The organism is Ruegeria sp. YKSD179 (genome assembly GCF_059612885.1).
In genome coordinates this window covers 21,292-41,552 of the sequence record NZ_JBXWRL010000050.1, presented here as the reverse complement: position 1 = coordinate 41,552, position 20,261 = coordinate 21,292, and the positions used below count along the sequence as shown (strand labels likewise).

Here is a 20,261-nt window from a genome sequence, read left to right as displayed (position 1 = left end):
CTTGGCGCGGGATAAAGGACAGTATCACTGGCCTACCAGAGACGAGTTCGAATTCGTCTGACAGCACCTTGATACAAGCGTGGCTTCAGAACCCCTTGTGTCTGCTTTGGCAGCGAAAGCCGTCATCCGACAGTTTTTGTCAGATGACCGCGTTGAGCCCATTGCAGACGTGCTCTTTCGGCTCTGTCCTCTCCCAAACGTATGGAATGCGCTCCTCCAAACCCGAGATTCTAGATTTCTTCTGAACTTGCACTAGCTCACCTGCAGTAAGTCTCATGACGCCTACCGTAGTTGGTTCTTAATGACATTTCTCAAGATCGAAAACGTTCAGGACTATCCGCGACCTCCAGTGTTGGAACCAGTGCAGCAGTCCATTCGTGTCGAGTTTGGCGGTGAAACAATCGTAGAAACCGACAATACATTTCGGGTGCTCGAAACCCACCACGCCCCAACTTACTACATCCACAAGGATGCCGTAGATGCCATTCTGATCCAGACCGCTGGTCGATCATACTGCGAGTGGAAAGGCGTTGCGACTTACTGGGACATTCAGAGCGGGGCAGTCAAGGCCACAAAAGCTGCATGGAGTTACGCGGCACCGACCAAGGGTTTTGAGCAAATAAAGGGCTACATCGCCTTTTACGCCGGGCTTATGGACGCTTGTTTTGTTGGCGAGCATCGAGTGATTCCGCAACGTGGGGACTTCTACGGAGGCTGGATCACTGAAAATTTGAATGGTCAAATTAAGGGTGCTCCTGGCACGGAGCTTTGGTGAGAATTGGTGACCGACCCTAAACCCTCGTCCAACCCTGTGGCTGTTCCTACAGGGCGTTTGGCCCGTATTGCCGGTTTGAGCAGCATGACGGCAGGCATTGCCGGGAACGTTGCAGCGAGCGCCCTACGGGAGATTGGTCGCGGGGCGCGACCAGATATGCGTGGTTTGTTGATGACAACGGGTAACGTGACACGGATCGCGGATCAACTTGCGCGGATGCGAGGGGCCGCAATGAAGGTGGGTCAGCTGATTTCTATGGATGGAGGTGAGGTTCTGCCACCTGAGCTCGCTGACATCATGGCGCGTTTGCGAGATCAGGCAAATTTCATGCCTCCGAAACAATTGCGAGACGTTTTGAACCGAAACTGGGGGCAAGGCTGGCTAAAGTCGTTTCAGAGTTTCAATGTTAGGCCGATAGCGGCGGCGAGTATTGGGCAAGTCCATCGCGCAACCCTAAGAGATGGGCGTGATGTGGCGATCAAAGTCCAGTATCCTGGCGTCGTTCGCAGTATCGACAGCGATATTGCCAACGTGGCTTCTTTGGTTCGGATGTCGGGTTTGCTCCCCAAAAACTTTGATCTTGGTCCATACATCCAAGAGGCGCGCTGTCAATTACATGAAGAAACGGATTATGAACGCGAGGGCCAGCACCTACGCCATTTTTCTGAACTATTGCAGGGTGACGAAGCGTTTGAAATCCCGCAGTTCTATCCAGATTGGAGCACATCAGAAGTTCTAACGATGTCATTTCTAGAAGGTCGCCCCATCGAGACAGTGAGTGATGCGACCAAAGAGGAACGCAGTCGAGTGGCCGAGGTCTTGGTTGATCTCACGCTGCGCGAGATTTTCGAGTTCTGTATTATGCAAAGCGATCCAAACTTTGCCAATTTCCGTTACAATCCGGCCAATGGGAAGATCAGTCTGTTGGATTTTGGCGCGGCCCGCACACTGCAATCATCTGCAATTAAGGGGTATGTACAAATTTTGCGTGCGGGTTTGCTTGAAGATGACAGAGGCCTTCGCAAGGCTGCCATCCAACTAAAGTTCATTGAAGGTGATGGTCCATTCGACGACCGTATCCTTGGAATGATCCGCAGCGTTTTTGGTGCAATCCTATCTGCGGATGAATTTGATTTCTCAGACCGAACGCTTTCCAAACACCTCAACAAAGAGGGCATGGCCTTGGCCGAGGCCAAGTACATCCCGCCCGAGGTGCCAATGGACATTCTTTACCTTCAGCGAAAAATCGGGGGGATGTTCTTACTGGCCACTCGTTTGAACGCCTCGGTGCCTGTGAAGACGCTTCTTGCAAAGTACGTCATCTGAATGGTCACCATTCTCCTTAACCCTGTTGAACGGCCAGATCAGACATTTGAAATGGCTTTCGTCAGGGCGGATCATGTCAACGTATCTGTATGGTTGACTGGCTTCACCCCCATCCAACACGCGATCCGGAAAAGTGTCGATCTAAGAGGTAGGAAGCCCCGATATGCAAGCTCCAGCAGAGGCATGACACCCGGCAAACGCGCCACACGTGCCAACCAACGCCATTTGGGCAGAGCGTCCCAGAGTTCCACGAACCCGCGCGCACCGGATACCAGTTCTCCATCTGATCGACGCACATGGAACCGGCTCATCGCATCCTGCCGCGTTAGATCATCACTAACGCGACCACCTGCTTTTGAGACGTCGAGAAAATGCAACCGATCAGCGCCTTCGCAAGAGGCGTAGTGACCAATCTCAACAGAGCAAAGCGGACAAGATCCGTCGTAGTAAACCGTAGTGCCGTATTGATTGACTTCGGCTTCAACCAATTTGACCGCAGCGACAGCCTTGTCCGTTTTATGCACTTTGTTTTACCTCATCCGTGGGGCCTCGCCCGTCCATCTGTAAGAGCTAGCGCACAATACGAAGAAACGAGGGAGCAGCCGGGGAAAACAGATGCGGTATGAGGCCGCAACTTGGGATACAGTTGGCCAAGTTTAACGGCGGGTTTGTCCGCATAGTGGTCATATGTGCTATTTCGGCCAACGTCTGCTTCGAGCCCATGGCGGCCGTTAATCTAGCTGGTTTGACTTAAATCATACCGCGTTTGCCGACGCCCGCTAAACTGCCCGTCCTATTAAACTGGATGGGAGAAAATTCGATGACCAAACGCAACTGGTTACCCGCATTTTTTGATGGCGAACGGGATGACGCCAATGATCCTTTTGGTGCTCTTCGAAAGCAAATGGATGAAATGTTCGAGGACTTTGGCAAGAAACTTCCCATGAAATCCGGCGGACTCTCTGTTCGTTCGAATGTCAGCGAGACGGAGAAAGAAGTCTGTATCACTGCCGAACTGCCAGGCATCAGCATGGAGGATGTCGATGTTTCAATTGAAGGAAACCGCATCTCCGTAAGCGGAGAGAAAGTTTCTGAAGAGGAAGAGAAGAAAGAGGACGAAGGCCGCCAGTTTCGCCGGGTCGAACGGATGTCCGGCTCCTTCCGGCGTGACATGACTCTGCCCTTTGAGATTGACCCGGACAGCGTGAAAGCCCACGCGAAGGACGGCGTGCTGACCGTTACGATTCCAAAACCACCCGAGCAGGTGGCGAAAGCAAAGAAAATCAAAATCGAGTCTTCGGGATAAGTAATCATCCGAAAACTGAACAGAAGCTTCCCCGTCGGTTCACACAAAGCGATCCGCCGGGGGACACTCGGCACGCGGTGCATTTGATGATCGGAATGAAGTCGTGAGGACAAAGTTTTACCGATTAGCTAGGGCCTTTCGCGTCTGCTTGCCCTGTTTGCGTTCGATCAAAGAGCCGTTGACGACTTTTTGCTAAAAGGAGTCCGATTTCATCGCGAAGAAGTATCTGTGGGAGGGGCTGCTGTGACTGATGGGCGCTTAATATTCTCAAACCGCGATGATGCTGGACGCAGGCTTGCTGCAGAACTGGTTAAGCGGAGCTTTAACGCACCAGTGGTATTCGCATTGCCGCGCGGCGGCGTGCCGGTTGCTGCGGAAGTCGCAGAAGCTCTTGGTGCACCGCTTGATCTGATCCTCGTGAGAAAAATCGGTGCGCCGCGCAATCCGGAGGTCGCGCTTGCGGCAATCGTTGAGGGGGACCCACCCGAGCGGGTTATCAACGAAGAGGTGATGCGTCGGTCGGGTGCCGATCAGGCATATCTGGAGAGGGCCACCGAACAGCAAGCAGCCGAAATGCAGCGCCGTCGTGAAAGGTACTTGGGCGAGCGTGGCAGGTCCGATGTTGAAGGCAAGACGGCGATCGTTGTAGACGACGGTCTTGCAACGGGAGCCACAATGAAGGCTGCGCTGATCGCGCTGAAACGCTGGGGTGCTGAAAAAGTGGTGGTGGCCATACCCGTCGCGCCCGCCTCGGAAATACCTCGACTTCAAGAGATTGCGGATGAAGTGATCTGCTTGGTCCCGGACCCTCAGTTCCGTGGTGTTGGTGGCGCCTACGCCGATTTTCACCAACTCAGCGATGAAGAGACTGTCGGCTATTTACGCCGGGCATGGACTGTTCAGCAAGCAAGCGTGGACGGTCCGGTACTGAGCCGCACCGTTGAAATTTCTCCCTTGCGGTTGCTGGGTGATCTGGTCGTCCCACCCGATCCGCGTGGCGTCATCCTATTTGCCCATGGTAGCGGGTCAAGCCGACTGAGCCCGCGCAACCGGGAAGTCGCGGAACGGCTGAACGAGCTCGGTTTTGCGACATTGCTCATGGACTTACTGACGGCGCAAGAGGCCGAGGACCGACGCAATGTCTTTGACATTCCTCTTTTGGCCGGGAGGTTGCTTGACGCAGATCTGTGGATAGCATCGGAACCGGAACTGGGCGATCTGCCCCTTGGCCTGTTTGGAGCGAGCACAGGAGCGGGTGCTGCTTTGTTGGCTGCCGCCGAACTGAGCGGGCGTATTTCAGCTGTAGTATCCCGCGGGGGTCGTCCTGATCTCGCCGGGGAACGGCTTTCCGAGGTCATGGCGCCGACACTCCTAATTGTTGGAGGCAAGGATTTTCAAGTTCTGGAACTCAACCGCCGCTCCCTCGCAGAGCTGCGCTGTGAAAAACAATTGCGGATCGTACCGGGCGCTGGCCATCTGTTTGAAGGGCCAGGTGAGTTGGAGAAAGTTACCGATATAGCTGGCGCCTGGTTCCAGCACTATTTGGTCAAGTCGGAGGCGCCTCTTGTGCCTCCCCCGACAGAGGAACGGGTGCCCGCCACTCCGAATGAGGTCGTCCGCGCCGCAGGCGAGGCCTTGCCTGCGTTGGACAATCCGAACTTCGGCACAGCATTTGATCGTTATGGCGCGGCTCGGGTCGTTTTGCTCGGAGAGTCGTCGCACGGAACATCGGAATTCTACCGCGCCCGCGCAGCGATAACGCGTCGGCTAATCGAAGAGCATGGCTTCAACATTGTCGCTGTTGAAGCAGATTGGCCTGACGCCGCGGTCCTTGATCGCCGCGTACGAGGGTTGCCTGAGCGGAGCCGCAACGTATCTGCGTTTTCGCGTTTCCCTGTTTGGATGTGGCGCAACCGTGATGTGGATGACTTCATCTCTTGGCTTTGCGCTTACAACACCAAGCTGCCAGACGCGAAACGCGTTCGTTTCCAAGGGTTGGATATTTACAGCATGTTCAACTCGATCGCGGAAGTTTTGTCTTATCTGGACACTCACGACCCTGCAGCCGCAGCGCTCGCGCGGCGGCGGTACGAATGTCTTGCGCCTTGGTCAAACGAGCCCGCAGCCTATGGTCGCGAAGCTTTGTCCCGTGGCCACGCACTGTGCGAGGAGCCGGTGACGCGGGTCTTAGTTGACTTACTTACAAGAGAGCTTTCTCAGGCGCGGCGCAATGGCGACAACTTGTTCAATGCAGTGCAGAACGCCCGGGTCGTCGCCGGTGCCGAGCAGTACTATCGAATGATGTACTACGGTTCGGCCGAAAGCTGGAACTTGCGGGACATGCACATGTTCCAAACCTTGAAGCAGATAGTGGACCATGTTGGACCGGACGCGAGGGCCGTGGTCTGGGCGCACAATTCTCACATCGGCGACGCAAGGGTCACTGACATGGGGGCGAACCGAGGCGAGTTCAACATTGGCCAGCTTTGTCGTGAAGAATGGGGCGAAGACACCGCCCTCATCGGATTTGGAACCCATACCGGCACGGTGGCCTGCGCGTCGGACTGGGATGGCCCCATGGAGATCAAGGCAGTGCGTCCATCGCGTCCTGACAGCCATGAGGGGGTCTGCCATTCCGCTGGGGGCGAGCGCTTTCTGCTCGACCTGCGGCCCGGGGTTAATGAGGCGCTCCGATCCGCAATGTCAGAGCCGCGGCTTGAACGGTACATCGGCGTGATCTATCGGCCAGAGACCGAGAGATGGAGCCACTACAGCCATGCGATCCTCTCGTCTCAATACGACGGTTATGTCTGGTTTGACCGCACACAAGCTGTGGTGCCGTTACCTGCGGAACCCGTGCCTGGGTCGAAGGATACCTTCCCGTTCGGTCTGTGAGACGATCCCTGATTATCGGACAGTGCTGCCACATAGATATGACTCCGCAGTCCTCGAATACATGCGGTCCAAGGTCGGGTTGGGCGCTGCCGTGGGCGGTCTTGTTCCGCATCATTGCAAGCCAAATCTCTGTGGCGAAGACCAAAAAAACAATCTGTCGGCGTAAATTTTGGCTCTCTGCAAAAATGGTCCTCATGGTGCGAAGCAACCCCAGAATGGAACCGAGGCAATTTTTTGGAATGGCGGTTTTGTCCGCATAGCAGTCTTTCACATCGAGCGCGGTGATTGGCCGGTCCCAGCCCAAAGTCGCCATGTAATCGACCATGGCGTACCGCTCCGCAGCAAGGCCAGGGCCTATAGCCGCTCCAGCCTACATTCAGACAGCAAGCGTTCGGCATCTGCGCATTCGAAAAGTGCGGTTCCCTCGGTGCTGACAGTCGCGCTGGCTGCCGCCACTCCCCATCTCAGCGCTTGCTCGGGAGCGATTCCACGCGCGAGCGATAGTGTGAACGCGCCGACCAGCGCATCCCCGGCGCCAACCTTACTGCGGACCGGTACCTGGGGGGCACTGCAAAAATACTTTTGGTTGCCATTAACCATGACAGAACCCTCTGAGCCGTGGCCGCAAACCACAATCCGCGCGACGCCACGCGCAATTAGGTGTTCGCAGTAAGCGAGATTGTCGGCGATTGTCCGCATTGGGCGACCGGTCGCTTTTTCCATTTCGCTGCGGTCAAGCCTTAGAACGTCTAAGGGGGAAGCGGGTGAGTTGATTAGGTGCAACAGCGGCGCCTTGGACGTGTCAACGACCAAACGTCCATCGAACCGCGATACAACCGCCTGCACTTTTGAGGGAAATTCATCTGGAAGGCCGTGAGCTGCGCCACCACTCAATACGACGAAGCCTTCCTGAGGCGCGGTCTTTGAGACCAGATCCAGGATCATCTGCGCTTCATTTTCACTCACCGGTTCTCCGGGCAGCGTAAAACGAAACTGCTCACCCGATGTCGCGTCGGTAACCGCTAGGCTATAACCCGTTTCACCGGCAACCCGGCATTCAACGGTCGGAACATTTTCCGCTTCCAGCAATCTAAGTAGACGATGTCCCATTGTTCCACCAACTACGACCAAAGCGCTGACGCTTCCGCACAATTTTATGATCGACCGTGCGACGTTGACGCCGCCACCGCCCGGATCAATCCGCGGCTTCGCGCAATATAGTTTGGGCCCGGGCTCTACATGTTTGGTAGAGGTTGCATAATCGACAGCCGGCTTCAGGGTGATCGTCAGGATTTCGGGCAAGAGGGTTTTCCCCAATTTCGGTGGTTACTATCGCGATGGCAGTTTACCATGATGAAGCCGTACTCTGAGTAAAATAGTCGGATGACTGCCTCGAGCCCAAAGCTGCCTCTAGGGAAATATCACATGATCTGCGGGTAAGTTGGCAAATATTTTTGTTTATACGACGGATCTGAACGTTTGTTTTCTGGCGGCTTTGACCTGCGCGAGAGCTTAAGGCATTATCGAACTATGGCTGCCCTGACAAAAATCGAAATCCTCTTGCCGGAAATCAGGGCCTACGCATATTCGATCTGCCAATCGTCTGTAGAAGCGGAAGACCTTGTCCAGGATGCGGTAGAAAGAGCGTTGAGAGCTGACAACAAGCCCGACGAACTTAACGATCTGCGCCCATGGATGTTCCGGGTGGTGCGAAACCTTTTTTTCGATGAATTGAGAAAGTACAGGGTACGAAGGGAATATTCACGGGTGCAGGGACGTATTTCTAGTGAGGTTGACGGATCGAACCAGGAAAGGGATGTCCTTTTGCGTCTTGCTTTCGAAAAACTCAGCCCTGAGTTCAGAGAAATTTTATTTCTTGTGGACGTGACAGGCCTGAAATATGCGGAGGCTGCAATAGTTATCGACGTTCCGAAAGGGACTGTGATGAGCCGCGTGAGTCGAGCAAGACGCGCACTTTTGAAGTTGGTTGGTGTTGAAGACCGCGACGCGATAGCGAAGAAACGGAAGTGACAGTGGCGCTGAGTGATAAAGATTGGGAATTGGTGAACGCCTACCACGACGGCGAGTTGGACAAGCAGTGTGCCGCGTCTTTGAAGAGGCGATTGAGAAGCGAACCGGAACTTGCGGCTGCACTTGAATGTGTCAAGCAGGTGTCTGTCAGCTTAGAAAAATTAAGCCCAAGGACTGCCGCTTCTAAAGCAACTACTCCGACCAATAAGCGTCTACGGAAGTGGGCCGCGGGCGGTGCCGTCGCGGCCTGCCTCATCCTTGGGATAGCCTTTACTATTTTGTCAGACGAAGAGTTGGGCGTATATGAAATCCACCAAGCGTTTCTTGATCAAACCTTCGCGTTTGGATCCGGAGATCTGCAAACGGTTGCTGGGATTGCACACTTTCCAGATCTCGGCGCTGCAAATCTGACTTTCGTTGCTTCCCGTACTATAGAAGTGGGAACAGCAGCCCATTACACAGGCCGCAATGGTTGCCGCCTTACTTTTTTGTCTATGTCCAGCACTGCTAAGGTTCCATCGCACTTAAAAATGCAGGTTCAGCAGTGGAACTATGGCGACAACTATTTTGCAATTTTGGCAAGCGGCATGGATCACGGAAAATTTGTCGCGATATCAGAATACCTCAAAGAAGAAACGCGAAAAGCGACTCTCCCAACGACTGTCTTGGCACTTCGAGAAGCAACGAATAAAGCTAATCGTTGCACTTGATCAGAATACTATTTGTTTGCCTTGCCTGGAAAGTTGGGTCTGTCTTCGTTGTAGTGCGTTGCCAAATAATCCAAGATGACCGTTCGATCAGGCTCGTCGATCTCCGACATACCTTGTTCCTCAACCATCCATTCCAACATTTCATCCCAGTGTGCTCGCGTTAGACCTTGCTGCGCTACAATCATCTCCGAATGGCAAGCGGTGCAAGAATAGTAGGTTTCCTCTACGCCCTCGGCCACATGCAGGATGCCGAATTCCGGCTCCTCTGCCGTATCTTCAGTTACCGCTGTTTCCGTATCGGCACCGAATTCGATCGGCGCGTCAGAAAATGAATTGAGGTAGGCAATCAAATCTGCCCGGTCACTGGGTTTTTTGAGCCCGGCGAAGCTCATCTTCGTTCCTTTTATAGCCTTGCGCGGCGCTTCGAAGAATGCATCCAGCAATTCAACATTCCATTCACCGCCGACGTTCGTCAGCGCCTTCGAGTATTTGAAGTCGTCTCGAGCAGCAACGGGGCCACCAACTATGCCATAAATGTTCGGCCCGGTCTTATTCTTGCCTCCCTGTTCGACCGTGTGGCAGGCCGTGCATTTTTTGAACACCTTGGCACCGTTCTTGGGATTGGCTGTCGCAAGGCCTTCAATCGTGTCGGCTAGGGTGGGGGAAGAAAAAAGGCCAAGGCACTGCACAGCTAGCGCCAGAAAGCGGGGACGCATGTAGTTCTCCTATTTTTGAGATAAGGGGCGGCTGCGTGCCGCCCCAACTGTCGAGTTTAGCTGGCTCGCACACCTACCCGGTGCATAGTGTTGTTGAGATAGCCTTTCGGGTTCCAGTCGATGGCATGTGGCTGTGCCTCGCCATCACTGTCTGTAGCCCGCGCCCATATCTCATAGTATCCGGCCACTGGGAGGCTAACATTGGCCCGAAAATTCTGCCAAGCCCCGGAATTTGCAGGGTCGTCAAGTTCCGCCTTCATCCAAGTTGCGCCAAAATCAATCGAAATCTCAACGCTGTCGATCGTTCGGTCACCAGACCAAGCGTGTCCGCGCACTTCGGTAGACAATCCAATATCCGCGGCATTTGCGGGGAAGGTCACAAGCGATTTCACTGGCATCCGTTCGATAATTTCAAACGCCTCTTTTGGCACTTCATCACCTGCCGCGACCGGATAGCCCGGCACCCGGTAGGATGTTCCGGTCATTTTCGGTCCATCATGAACCTGATCACGGAGCTCGATCCGGCGAAGCCACTTCTGTGAACAGGATCCTGGCCAACCCGGTACCACCAAACGCAGTGGAGCGCCGTTCATCGGATGCAACGCTTCACCGTTCATCTCGAAGGCAATGAGGATATTGTCGGTCATCGCTTTGTCGATCGGAACGCCGCGCGAGATTGGTAACTTCTCAGGGTCTCCAGACAGGTGACTGTCGGCCCCGTAATGTGCGGTGTAAACCACGTTCGATTGGACACCGGCTTTTTCAAGAACATCTTTTAAGCGTACCCCTGTCCATTCCGAGCACGCCACTGCGCCATATGTCCACTGGTTACCCTTTGCAGGCGGATCAAAGAAAGCGCGCCCATTGCCTCCGCATTCTATGGTCAGCGCCATGGTTACGACCTCGAACTGCGACTTTAGGTCGGCGATCGTCAATTCCATCGAGTTATCGACCAATCCATCAACTGTCAGGGTCCAGCTTGCAGGATCCATATCATCCGGCAACAACCCATTGTTACGGATGAAGTGACGGTTTGTTGGTGTAATCGGATCATCCAAAAATTCCGGCGGCGTTTCGGCATTGACGGGTCGATCATTCAGCAATGTCAGGCCGTCCTTACCAACGAGAACATCTCCTTGTGCGTGAGCTGCTGGAACGAAGCCCAAAGGTAAATTTTCATGGAAGGGGATCGACGTCCCTACGACAGCAGCCATACCCGCGAGGCCTGTGTTCTTGAGAAATCTTCGCCGTCCCGGATCGGTAGCATCGCCTAAGTGCCGAGAGACGTCCACCTCCGACCGATCTGCAGCTTTCTGTCCCACTTTGCGATTATTGTCGTCATCAAGCGCCATATCATCCTCCCTATGCTTGTCTACAAATGTGCTTGTCTGCACCTTCTTTCGGAAACCAACGTGAGAGAGTTATGTTTTATTCCATTTTGAATATTGGTTTTTGAAACTCGCAATCAGAAGCTGTGCAAGGCCTGGTTAAGAATTCATTGCGCGACGTACAAAAAACTTGCGAACTATTGCGGTTTTGCCGTTCGCATTCGGCAAAAAAACATTGACAATTAAAAAATCAAGTATTCGAATAATTGCATGCATAGTGAGGAGCCATATCAAACTAGGCTTGAAATCGGCAAGCGCATAAGGCGGCTCAGAAGGAAAATTGGTCTGACACAATGTGAACTTGCCGAGTCATTGGGCCACAACAGTTCGACCAGAGTTAACCAGGTGGAACTCGGAAGAATTCGGCTGTACGCTGAAGAGCTACCTAAGCTGTGCAGCACGCTGAAATGTTCGTTATCCGACGTCGTTGAGGAAGGAATTTCCCAAAACAAGGAAACCGATACCTAACTTGGGCATTCGTTGGCTGGTTTGTTCGAAAAATGGCCGCTAACAAATTTAAAACTGACTGGGCTTCCTGCTAAAAACTGGTGAGTCCGACGTTGTACATCCGGGAGAAAACTATGAAAAGTATTATTGCTGCCGCTGCGCTGTCACTGGCGATTTGTACTGGAGCATTTGCAGAGGGCAACACCCACTATGTTGCCATTCATGTTAACGAAAATGACCCCGGTGTGATGAATATGGCGCTCAACAATGCAGCCAACGTAAACAAGTACTATGGGGAGCAAGGAGACAACGTCGTCATTGAGTTGGTTGCATACGGACCGGGCTTGAACATGCTGATCCCTGACAAATCACCCGTTGCAGATCGAATTTCGACAATGAGCCTTGAAATTGAAAACCTGTCCTTTGCCGCATGTGGAAATACCCACCGCAAGATGTCCAAGAAAGCTGGAAAGGACGTAGTTTTGATGGACGAGGCGTCAGTTGTACCCTCTGGAGTCGTGCGTTTGATTGAGTTGCAGGAACAGGGATACGCCTACGTGCGGCCTTGAAGGCTAGCGTTAAAACAGGGCTTCTAAGCAACCGCTGAGTTCAAAGGCTCAACCACAGGTCTTGTCAGAAGAACTTTGCTTGAGCGGAGTAGGGCGGTTGCATACCATTTAGTAATGACCAAAAGCGAACCTTCCAGTCACATTGAACAACTACAATGCAAACCAGTTTCGAACAGAAAGCAAACGCTCTGAAGAGCATGTTTCTCTGACTGGTAAATCCACACTACAGCCAAAAGCGACAGTCAGAAGTTGAAGTTTATCGCGGCATAAGGTCCATACAAACCAGCATCTACTAACACTGCATCTTGATCAAAATCGAGCGTTAGGTATCGGGCCCCCCGGCGCCAGTTCAGTGCGGTCTGTCCATTGCCAGCGCACTTCCGCTGCGACGTCGAATTGATTGTCCGCGTCGCCAGAAACACCGAAGGACGTCATACCATGTAGAGAAGGGCGCCATCGAGATCGAGTGTTTCGAGGAAGGTACAGTTGAGGCATTGCTGGTAGAAACCGGCGATAAACTCCCCGTTGGAACCCCTCTCGCCCGCATCCGCGCAAAGGGCGACGATTTGGCCGAAGCCGACAAGCAAGCCCCTCAAAGCCCGCAGACGGAAACAGTACCAAAAACACCGGGAAAAAGAATGCCGATGGCCCCGAGTAAATCCCAAGTGGTAGTGCCACACCCGGAAACGGTCGCTGCGTCACCCGCGGCGCGCCGCAGGGCACGAAACCGTAACGTCAACTTGGGAGAGATCAAGGGTTAGTTCCCCGGCGGGCGCATTGTTCTCTCTAATGTCGAGGCTGCTGCGTCCGGGGAACCGATCCATAGGCCGAACAAACCACTGGTCGCGTCAGAGAGCATGCGGTAGGCGATCGGGGCGGCCATGACACGGTCCAAACGGTAAATTCCACACTTCTATCTTTCCCAGCAAATTGACGTGCAGCCTGCGATGGATCGGCTTGCCGCACATAATGAGGGTGTGCCGCCGTCGGAGCGCATTCTCATAGGAGCACTATTTGTGCTTGCTGCGGTACATGCCGCCAAGGCAGTCGGCGTAATGAACGGTCATTATGAAAATGGCCAATTTCTGCCTGCGGAGACCGTGAATATAGGCGTCGCGATGGCTTTGTGCGGAGGTGGACTAGTGGTACCGGCGCTAATTGGCGCGGATGAAATGACATTGCAGGAAACCATGCGCGGCATGCGGGATCTTGTTGGCCGTGCCCGTGCAGGCAGGCTTCGAAATTCTGAGATGACGGAAGGTACGATAACCGTCTCCAGTCTCAGTGAAGATGGCGCTGAAGCAATGACCGGTGTTATCTTTCCTCCCCAGGTGGCGCTGGTGTGTCTTGGAGCCCCTCAGGTCAGGCCTTGGGTGGTCTCAGGCGAGATTGTTCCACGTCGCGTTGTGACCTTGACCTTGAGCGCTGACCACCGCGTGAGTGATGGCCGTCAGGCCGCCCAGTTAATTGCAGCGTTCATCACAGCTGTGTTTGAACCGGAGAAACTATGACCGAAGAAGAAATCCGCGTCGCGTTTGTTGAAGAACTCGTAAGGATCGCGCCCGACATCGCGCCGGACGACATTGACGATAATGATCACCTTCAAGATGACCTTGGTTTGGATTCGATGGACGTCCTGAATTTGGTCACGGCTTTGCATAGCCGTGTAGGAGTGGATATTCCGGAAGTCGATTACCCGAAGCTTTCAACCTTGCCGTCTGCAGCAGCTTATATCTTTTCAAAACTTACCTAAGAACAAGTAGTTTGAGTGGTCGCAATGTAGCGGTCAGCCATCATTCAGCAGTATTCAACAAAATCGGCAGACATAATGGCGGCCAGTGGCTCACGATTCGCATCATTTGCGTTTGATCAAGGAAGCACTAGGCGCATTCTGCTAAAAAGAACCAAACCTTGCCGCTGAGTTTCTATTGAGACGTAACTTCTTCACAGGTTTATGAAACGGTGCTCAAAAGGAGAGACAAACATGAAAGATCCGGAACTTTCGACCCTAATCGAAGAACTTGAGACCAGATCAGATTTGTCTGTAGCTGACTTCGATGGAGTTGCCCACGGTCTAACTTTCCTGTTTTCAGGCCAAGAGAGCCTTGCAGGCCTTTCCGCACAGGATGTGGCAGGCGCAGAGCAGGCAATACATATTGCAGATGTGGCTTTTCCGAACTGGTCGGTGAATATTCACGGTCGAGCCAATGAAAGAGATGGACACTGGAGATGTTCGCTGCGGGAAAGCGATGCCAGGGACAATGACGCCGCGATTGGTATCGGCAGTTCACCTGTCTTGTCCCAAGCCATACTTGCCGCGACCATGCGGCTTGCAATGTCATTACACCCGGATTGAATCGCTTTCGACCGCCGATTGAGCTTGGGCAAGGAAATGAGTAGCGGGATAAAAACGGGCTGATATCTCCAATTTTCGTGCGTGCATTTTGGATGAAATTCTCACCATAACTCTTAACACAGCAGTGGATTATGCCACTTCCATTGAGGCTGTCGTTCCGGGTCCGAAGCTATACTGCAAAGCACCGAGGGTCGATCCGGGGGCGGTGGCGTCAATGTAGCCAGAGCCATACGCATGCTTGGTGGACGGGCAAAGGCGTTGGTCGCGACAGGTGGCGCTAGCGGCCAGAAACTGTGCACTTTGCTTGAAGCCGAGTGTGTTCCGCTTCATGCAATGGACGTCGGCGGCGAAACTCGACTGAGCTTCGCTGTGACGGACTAGAGCAGCGGTGAACAATACCGGTTCAGCCTTCCCGGAGACACGCTGACGGGAGATATCGGCGAGCGTCTGATAGAGGAAATCGTTTCGCAAGCCCCGCGCCATGGATTAGTGGTACTAAGTGGTGGCGTCGCGCCCGGTCTTGCCGATCGTTTTCCAGAGAAAGTCCGTACCGCTCTTGAAGGAATTACACACAGGCTCGTCGTTGATACCTCCAAGGGCGCGCTGCAACGGTTGATTTCCGAGCCTGTTGCTCCTCTTCATGTTCTGCGGTTCGACCAAAGGGAAGCTGAACGCGCCGCGATGCGGCCGCTTGCAGATCTGCAGGAGAGCATCGGGTTTCTAACCAACATGATTACGCGGGTCGTGGCAGAAACGCGGGTGATGGGTCTTGGTGCGGAAGGATCGCTGCTCGTGACCTCCGCGACGCGATACATATGCCGGACCCCAAAGCTTCCTGTCGTCAGTAAAGTCGGGGCAGGCGACGCTTTCATTGGGGGGCTCACCCTTGCATTGCAACGTGGAGATGGTTTGCGAGATGCGTTGCGGTGGTGGGGTTCTGCCTCTTCCGCAACAATGGCGACAGAGGGTACGGGGCTATGCAAGGAAAAAGATTTTCTGGCGCTTCTTCCAATGTGCCAGGTCGAAGTTCCATGAGTCAGCCAATTTCCGCATTCGCGACATTATGGAGTACCTTTATGAAACTGTCCGGTGTCACCGAAATACTATCGATCCCCAACTTCACCAATTGACGCGCGTAGGCCGGGTCATTGCTTGGCGCTTGCCCGCAAAAGCCAACTTTGACACCTGCATCATGTGCCTTGCGAACAACGGTTTCGATCATCCAGAGCACTGCGGGGTCATCCTCACGGAATAGCTCGGACAAGTCTTCAGAGTCTCTGTCGATGCCCAGTGTCAGTTGTGTCAGATCGTTGGACCCGATCGAGAATCCATCGAAGCGCTTCGCAAACTCTGCGGCGCACACAACGTTCGAAGGGATCTCGCACATCACGTAGACTTCCAAACCGCCGGTGCCGCGTTCCAGTCCGTTTTCGCCCATGACCCTGAGAACCCGGTCGGCCTCCGCTGGGGTTCGGCAAAAGGGGATCATGACAATCACGTTTTGAAAGCCAATCTTGCGCCGCAGACGGTCGATTGCCCGGCATTCTAACGCGAACCCCTCCCTATAGTGCTCAGAGTAGTACCGCGATGCGCCCCGAAAACCGATCATTGGATTTGCTTCGCTGGGCTCGAAGGAACGACCCCCCAACAGATCTGCGTATTCATTCGTCTTGAAATCGCTCATGCGCACTATGACCGGTTTCGGATGGCAGAAGGCGGCAATCCGAGACAATCCGCGTGAGAGCCGTTCGACAAAGAATTCCTCTTTGCTGTCATATGAGTGTGTAAGCCGTTCAATCTCGTCCAGCGCGTTGCTGTCCGCCACCCGTTCCGGATGAACAAGTGCCATCGGATGTACGCGGACGGTTGAATTTATCACAAACTCCATGCGCGCAAGTCCAACACCCCTTACGGGCAAGCGCCACCATCTGAATGCAGCAGACGGGTTTGCCAAGTTCATCATGACATCGGTACGCGTGTCCGGCAGGTCGTCTATTGTGTCTTCGGTCACGGTAATCTTTGACAGGCCTTCTGTGACTGTGCCTGTCTCTCCGCCAGCACACGAAACAGTCACTTCTTGTGCATCATGCAGCACATGGGTTGCGTCCCCGCATCCGACCACTGCCGGTAGTCCAAGCTCGCGGCTGATGATCGCGGCGTGTGACGTCCTGCCCCCATGATCGGTGACGATCGCTGCCGCCCGTTTCATAACCGGCACCCAGTCCGGATCGGTTGTTGATGTCACCAGTATGGAACCATCGACAAAGTTGTCGATGTCCCTAGCGCTCTTGATGATATTGATCCGCCCGCTTACGGCGGCATCGCCTACGCTCAGCCCGGTCGTCAGTGCCTCGCCGGGCGCTTCAACGGCATAAGTTCTAAGCGCAGGCAAATCGCGGCGGGATTGGACTGTCTCCGGTCTGGCCTGCACGATGAACATCTCGCCGGTATCGCCGTCGCGGGCCCATTCCATGTCCATCGGCTGGCCGTAATGTTCTTCAATAATGCTTGCCTGGCGAGCCAGTTCCAGGATTTCGCTGTCGCTTAGAACGTATTTTTCCCGCTCCGCAGTGGATGTGGCCACGGTTCGCGCGTCCCCGCTGGCGTCGAGGATCATCTTGATTTCCTTTCGTCCGCACTTTTTCTCCAGAATCGGACATAGCGCCCGATCGTTTAGAAACGGCTTGAATATCTGGTACTCATCAGGGTCGACCGCGCCTTGGACAACGGTTTCGCCGAGACCCCACGCCGCATTTATTAGCACAGCATTCGGGAAACCCGTCTCTGTATCGATGGAAAACATCACTCCGGATCCGCCTTTTCCGGCGTTGACCATTTGTTGGACACCAACAGACAGGGCCACTTTCTGATGCTCGAATCCTTTGGTTTGCCTGTAAGAGATTGCGCGGTCCGTATACAGTGAAGCGTAACAATTGCGGCAGGCTTCCAGCAAAGCGTTTTCCCCACAAACGTTTAAGAACGTTTCCTGCTGACCGGCAAAACTCGCGTCGGGCAAGTCTTCTGCAGTCGCGCTGGAACGCACGGCGACCGCGACGTTCTTCTGCCCGAGCGCATCGCTGAGGCGCCGATAGTGCGAGCGGATTTCTTGTGCAGTTTCGTCCGGCCAGTCGCCGTTTCTTATCGCGTTCCGGATGGATTTTCCGGCATCGCTTAACGAGACTTTACCAATGGCAAGTCTTTGCAAGTCGCGCGCGATTTGGATCTCCAGTTCATTGCGTTCGATGAAATCCCGAAATGCACCTGCAGTCGTCGCAAAGCCGGGTGGTACCTTTATGCCCTTCTGACCCAAGGTGCGAACCATTTCCCCTAGAGAGGCATTCTTTCCTCCGACTATATCGGTGTCGGTGTGCATAACGTGCTCAAAGCCGATAACGTAGCCGTCCCGATTGGACATGATCCCCTCCTCTTGGAAACTTCGAAACTGTAACATCTCTATTCAAGCGAGTTTTGATCCATGTCAGCATCCGAGAAATGCAATCGGAAAACCTAGACGAAAGCTATGTGAACAAGCCAGAACTGACGTAGATCAATGCATCGTCTTGCGCATTGTTTAACAATGCTTCGTCTGACGAGGCTGTAAGGCCCAAGATGATGGAGGTTTGCCCGTGTCGAAAATCTTGCGAGTACCTGAAGACGTCGTTGTTCTGGTTTGCGATTCAAAGAAAGCGCCGCTTCTCAAAAACACTGGGGCGGTCGCGCAACCGGTATTGCAAACCGAAAAAGCATCGAGCGACCCAAACATGCGGGCGAGGTTGGCAACCCTGATCGACCCGGCCGAAGGTTTGATGGTGGCGCCGCGGCAGTCTCTGGTAGTTCTCGCAGCGCCATGGAAGCAACCGACGTCGAAGCGAAGCGTGCAGAAGCATTCGCAGTAAGTGTCGTTTCGGCTCTGGGTGAACGACACCGTAAAAATCCAATAGGGGGCTAATAATCGCTGCACCAACAAATTTTCTTGGAATTCTGCGTCAGAACATGGATCATGATCTTCGACAACTCATCCGCGATGAAGTGGCGAAAGAACTTGCCGAAATGCCATTGTCGGAAATTCAGAAGGGCTTGCTTAACAGCCTGTGACAAAGTTTAAATTTGCTCGCGCGCTGGTAAATTCCCTTTAAGAAATCGTTTATTGTGACGATCGTACCAGAATAAATCGTTCTGCAACGCTCTTGGGGTTACGTATTCCGGAGCGGAGTAGAATAGTACGATCCAACAAAACAGAAAATGATAGACCTTTTGCGTAGTTTGCGCTCAAACGCATGTAAGGCAGTCTGAGTTGAACACTCCACAATGGCAGAGCCATAAACCAGAACATCTTCCATCATTCAGAAAAACAACTCGATCAAGTTTTTCAAGAATAGCCATAGTGTTTCTCGATACGGTCAAACGCGAGGTTTATCACATCCTCAGCTACACAGTATGCCATCCGAACGTGACCTGAGCCAGAAGGGCCAAATGCGCTGCCCGGCGTTACGGTGACCTTCGCGTCGCGTAGCAGTTCATGTGAAAACATTACATCTTCCACTTGCGACCCGCGAAGGCGAGGGAAAACGTAGTACGCCCCTTCGGGCCGCGCGTAATCGAAAATATGGGACACAGCATCCAGCCGATCACAGATCAGTTCCCGCCTGCGATCCAGCCGCGTCTCAAAGTCTTGCAAGTGGGTTGGCTCCGAAGACAAGGCCGCCAAAGCGCCAACCTGAGAAATCCGTGGCGTACAAATCATTGTAAGGTCATGCACCTTGGCTACCTCACCGCAAATCACTTCGGGAGCGATCATGTAGCCTACTCTCCACCCACTCATCGCGTAGGCTTTTGAAAAAGTGAAGAGGTATACTAGGTTTTCAACATGTTCTCGCGCCGAGGCCAGGTTAAAGAATGTCGTTTTGTTTTCGTAAGTGAATAGGCTGTAAGGGTCGTCGAGAATAATCAATACACCGTGCCGGGCAGCAATCTTTGCAGTGCGGCGCAAAGTGTGTTCCTTAATGATCCGACCCGTTGGGTTAGAAGGGGAGACCAGTACTATGGCTTTGGTTTGGGGCCCAATCAGTTTTTCGAGCGCATCGACGTCCAGTTCCCAGCCTTTATCCTCATGCATAGACCAGAACACAGGCGTTCCGCCGCAAAACTCGATCTGACTTATATGAGATACAAAACCTGGGTCCGTCACGATCACTTCGTCTCCGGCTTCGACCAGAACGTGTAGAAGGCTGTTCAACGCTTCCATATTGCCTGAGGTGATCGTCACATTTCGTTCTGGATCGACTCGTATTCCTGTTCGACGTTCATGCTCATGTGCAACGGCCGCGCGAAGTTCCGGTAAACCGGCAGGCAAAGTGTACATGCCCATCGTGGGATCACGTTCCAGTTCCCGCGCTACGCTCTCGCGAATGTAGGAAGGTGTGCGAAAAGAAGGCAATCCCCAAGCAAGCGATGCTGCTCCAGAAACTTTGGCGCTCAGAATAGACATTTCCTTGATCGCCGACATCGCTAGGCGGCGTGATCTGCTCGAGATAAGTTCAAACTGTTTTCTTTGCGCACTCATGGACGCTCTCTTTAGATCATAGAAAGATTCTCTGTCTTGAATACACCAGTAAACTCAAGTGTTAGTTTTCGGGTTCTGCGGATTCTTCGAAAAAGCTGGTTCTCTGGCATGTCTAAGACTGTTTCGGGCTCGTCTATGAGTACCTTTTGAATGACCGGACGTCCGCTCAGCAAACGCAA

Annotated in this window: 22 protein-coding genes; 15 read left to right on the top strand and 7 right to left on the bottom strand. The window is 53.5% G+C overall.

Annotated elements, in window-relative coordinates:
- Window positions 1-301 precede the first annotated feature (301 nt).
- Window positions 302-775, top strand: a complete 474-nt coding sequence (locus tag AC2FNE_RS19690; protein WP_170609109.1) for a DUF427 domain-containing protein — start codon at window positions 302-304, stop codon at window positions 773-775.
- 6 nt (window positions 776-781) lie between these two features.
- A complete protein-coding gene (locus tag AC2FNE_RS19685) occupies window positions 782-2,101 on the top strand; it encodes an ABC1 kinase family protein (protein ID WP_496806099.1) in 1,320 nt (439 codons plus the stop codon).
- A gap of 71 nt (window positions 2,102-2,172) precedes the next feature.
- Here AC2FNE_RS19685 and AC2FNE_RS19680 read toward each other — a convergent pair whose 3' ends face one another.
- Window positions 2,173-2,625 (bottom strand): thiol-disulfide oxidoreductase DCC family protein, encoded by a 453-nt coding sequence (locus AC2FNE_RS19680; RefSeq protein WP_367648226.1) that lies wholly within the window; start codon window positions 2,623-2,625, stop codon window positions 2,173-2,175.
- 296 nt (window positions 2,626-2,921) lie between these two features.
- Here AC2FNE_RS19680 and AC2FNE_RS19675 point away from each other — a divergent pair, with 296 nt between their 5' ends.
- Window positions 2,922-3,407: an Hsp20/alpha crystallin family protein gene (locus tag AC2FNE_RS19675; RefSeq protein WP_496806098.1), complete on the top strand. Its 486-nt coding sequence runs from the start codon at window positions 2,922-2,924 to the stop codon at window positions 3,405-3,407.
- A gap of 243 nt (window positions 3,408-3,650) precedes the next feature.
- Window positions 3,651-6,302 (top strand): erythromycin esterase family protein, encoded by a 2,652-nt coding sequence (locus tag AC2FNE_RS19670; protein ID WP_496806097.1) that lies wholly within the window; start codon window positions 3,651-3,653, stop codon window positions 6,300-6,302.
- Window positions 6,303-6,656: 354 nt separating this feature from the next.
- Here the strand turns inward: AC2FNE_RS19670 and AC2FNE_RS19665 are convergent, their stop codons facing one another.
- On the bottom strand, window positions 6,657-7,604 hold the full coding sequence (locus AC2FNE_RS19665; protein WP_170608728.1) for a 1-phosphofructokinase family hexose kinase: 948 nt from the start codon (window positions 7,602-7,604) through the stop codon (window positions 6,657-6,659).
- Window positions 7,605-7,832: 228 nt separating this feature from the next.
- Here AC2FNE_RS19665 and AC2FNE_RS19660 point away from each other — a divergent pair, with 228 nt between their 5' ends.
- Together AC2FNE_RS19660 and AC2FNE_RS19655 are read left to right on the top strand one after the other, a co-directional pair.
- A complete protein-coding gene (locus AC2FNE_RS19660; protein ID WP_170608729.1) occupies window positions 7,833-8,333 on the top strand; it encodes an RNA polymerase sigma factor in 501 nt (166 codons plus the stop codon).
- Between the two features lie 2 nt (window positions 8,334-8,335).
- Window positions 8,336-9,043: an anti-sigma factor gene (locus tag AC2FNE_RS19655; protein WP_170608730.1), complete on the top strand. Its 708-nt coding sequence runs from the start codon at window positions 8,336-8,338 to the stop codon at window positions 9,041-9,043.
- An 8-nt stretch (window positions 9,044-9,051) separates the two neighbouring features.
- On the opposite strand, the gene AC2FNE_RS19650 is transcribed toward AC2FNE_RS19655, so the two are convergent.
- Both AC2FNE_RS19650 and AC2FNE_RS19645 read right to left on the bottom strand, forming a co-directional pair.
- Window positions 9,052-9,759, bottom strand: coding sequence for a c-type cytochrome (locus tag AC2FNE_RS19650; protein ID WP_496806096.1), 708 nt, complete (start codon window positions 9,757-9,759; stop codon window positions 9,052-9,054).
- A gap of 56 nt (window positions 9,760-9,815) precedes the next feature.
- Complete coding sequence (locus AC2FNE_RS19645) at window positions 9,816-11,111, bottom strand: sulfite oxidase (RefSeq protein ID WP_170608732.1); 1,296 nt, start codon at window positions 11,109-11,111, stop codon at window positions 9,816-9,818.
- A gap of 246 nt (window positions 11,112-11,357) precedes the next feature.
- On the opposite strand from AC2FNE_RS19645, the gene AC2FNE_RS19640 reads away from it, so the two are divergent.
- From AC2FNE_RS19640 to AC2FNE_RS19615, 6 genes are all read left to right on the top strand, one after another.
- A complete protein-coding gene (locus AC2FNE_RS19640) occupies window positions 11,358-11,615 on the top strand; it encodes a helix-turn-helix domain-containing protein (RefSeq protein ID WP_170608733.1) in 258 nt (85 codons plus the stop codon).
- 113 nt (window positions 11,616-11,728) lie between these two features.
- Window positions 11,729-12,163 (top strand): DsrE family protein, encoded by a 435-nt coding sequence (locus tag AC2FNE_RS19635; protein WP_170608734.1) that lies wholly within the window; start codon window positions 11,729-11,731, stop codon window positions 12,161-12,163.
- 494 nt (window positions 12,164-12,657) lie between these two features.
- A complete protein-coding gene (locus AC2FNE_RS19630; protein ID WP_170608735.1) occupies window positions 12,658-12,924 on the top strand; it encodes a hypothetical protein in 267 nt (88 codons plus the stop codon).
- Between the two features lie 186 nt (window positions 12,925-13,110).
- Complete coding sequence (locus AC2FNE_RS19625; RefSeq protein ID WP_254442658.1) at window positions 13,111-13,674, top strand: 2-oxo acid dehydrogenase subunit E2; 564 nt, start codon at window positions 13,111-13,113, stop codon at window positions 13,672-13,674.
- Window positions 13,671-13,916 carry an acyl carrier protein gene (locus tag AC2FNE_RS19620; RefSeq protein WP_170608737.1) on the top strand — a complete coding sequence of 82 codons (246 nt, stop codon included), beginning with the start codon at window positions 13,671-13,673 and terminating at the stop codon, window positions 13,914-13,916. The genes AC2FNE_RS19625 and AC2FNE_RS19620 overlap by 4 nt, the downstream gene beginning before the upstream one ends.
- Before the next feature lie 231 nt (window positions 13,917-14,147).
- Complete coding sequence (locus AC2FNE_RS19615) at window positions 14,148-14,519, top strand: hypothetical protein (protein ID WP_170608738.1); 372 nt, start codon at window positions 14,148-14,150, stop codon at window positions 14,517-14,519.
- A 129-nt stretch (window positions 14,520-14,648) separates the two neighbouring features.
- Here the strand turns inward: AC2FNE_RS19615 and AC2FNE_RS19610 are convergent, their stop codons facing one another.
- Window positions 14,649-15,002 carry a hypothetical protein gene (locus tag AC2FNE_RS19610; RefSeq protein WP_496773969.1) on the bottom strand — a complete coding sequence of 118 codons (354 nt, stop codon included), beginning with the start codon at window positions 15,000-15,002 and terminating at the stop codon, window positions 14,649-14,651.
- A 6-nt stretch (window positions 15,003-15,008) separates the two neighbouring features.
- On the opposite strand from AC2FNE_RS19610, the gene AC2FNE_RS19605 reads away from it, so the two are divergent.
- Complete coding sequence (locus tag AC2FNE_RS19605; protein ID WP_496806095.1) at window positions 15,009-15,554, top strand: PfkB family carbohydrate kinase; 546 nt, start codon at window positions 15,009-15,011, stop codon at window positions 15,552-15,554.
- A 1-nt stretch (window position 15,555) separates the two neighbouring features.
- Here AC2FNE_RS19605 and ppsA read toward each other — a convergent pair whose 3' ends face one another.
- On the bottom strand, window positions 15,556-17,934 hold the full coding sequence (gene ppsA / locus AC2FNE_RS19600; RefSeq protein ID WP_170611154.1) for a phosphoenolpyruvate synthase: 2,379 nt from the start codon (window positions 17,932-17,934) through the stop codon (window positions 15,556-15,558).
- A gap of 211 nt (window positions 17,935-18,145) precedes the next feature.
- Between ppsA and AC2FNE_RS19595 the strand changes: the two genes are divergently transcribed.
- Window positions 18,146-18,415: a hypothetical protein gene (locus AC2FNE_RS19595; RefSeq protein WP_496806094.1), complete on the top strand. Its 270-nt coding sequence runs from the start codon at window positions 18,146-18,148 to the stop codon at window positions 18,413-18,415.
- A gap of 52 nt (window positions 18,416-18,467) precedes the next feature.
- Window positions 18,468-18,614 carry a host attachment protein gene (locus tag AC2FNE_RS19590; RefSeq protein WP_496806100.1) on the top strand — a complete coding sequence of 49 codons (147 nt, stop codon included), beginning with the start codon at window positions 18,468-18,470 and terminating at the stop codon, window positions 18,612-18,614.
- A 274-nt stretch (window positions 18,615-18,888) separates the two neighbouring features.
- On the opposite strand, the gene AC2FNE_RS19585 is transcribed toward AC2FNE_RS19590, so the two are convergent.
- Window positions 18,889-20,082 carry a pyridoxal phosphate-dependent aminotransferase gene (locus tag AC2FNE_RS19585; RefSeq protein ID WP_496806093.1) on the bottom strand — a complete coding sequence of 398 codons (1,194 nt, stop codon included), beginning with the start codon at window positions 20,080-20,082 and terminating at the stop codon, window positions 18,889-18,891.
- Window positions 20,083-20,261: the final 179 nt, after the last annotated feature.